Origin of the sequence: Mesorhizobium sp. M0040, assembly GCF_040323505.1 — a bacterium.
Lineage (GTDB): Bacteria > Pseudomonadota > Alphaproteobacteria > Rhizobiales > Rhizobiaceae > Mesorhizobium.
This window is the reverse complement of record NZ_JAMYVA010000151.1, coordinates 1-674: the sequence shown is the minus strand read 5'-3', so window position 1 is coordinate 674 and position 674 is coordinate 1. Positions and strand designations below refer to the sequence as shown.

1 pseudogene is annotated in these 674 nt (G+C 64.7%); it reads right to left on the bottom strand.

What is annotated here, in order from left to right:
- A pseudogene (tnpC, locus tag NKJ91_RS33725) lies at window positions 1–674 on the bottom strand (IS66 family transposase); the annotation flags it as partial.

Below are 674 nucleotides of genomic sequence, written 5' to 3'. Positions count from 1 at the left end.
CCGCGATAGCCGTCCAGATGACGGGCAACACATTCGCCGGCGCGGCTGTCCTCGAAGCGATAGACAACAATGGGCGGTCCACTGCCGCCAAAGGGCCGATCATCGCGGACATAGGTCCAGAGGTAGGCCGTCTTGGCCTTGCCAGATCCCGGCGCCAGCGTTGGCAGCGTGGTCTCATCGGCGAAGACCCGCTCCCCCTGCTTGATGCGGGTCAGTGCGTAATCGGCGAGCGGCTCGAGCTCGAAGCCGAGCTTGCCCATCCACTGCGCCATCTGTGACCGGTCGATCTCGACCTGATCGCGGGCATAGATCGCTTCCTGGCGGTAGAGCGGCAGGCCATCGGCGTATTTCGACACCGCGATCTGCGCCAGCAGCGCTTCGGTCGGAACCGCTTTCGATGATGCGGGCGGGCGCGGCTGCCTGGATGACGCCGTCCCAACCCTTGTAGGCATATTTGGGGCGACGCGTGACGATCACCCGGAACTTCGCCGGGGTGACATCGAGCCGTTCGGAGACGTCCTCGCCGATCAGGATCTTTTCCAGCGCTTCGCAGCCAGCAGGCGTCTCGGGCTCGATGACCACCTCGATCCGTTCGAGATGGGCCGCAAAGCCTTTGCGAGGACGCGGAGCGCGCTTCGCTTTCGAGCCGCCCGCAGACTTCTCCATCTGCGCTT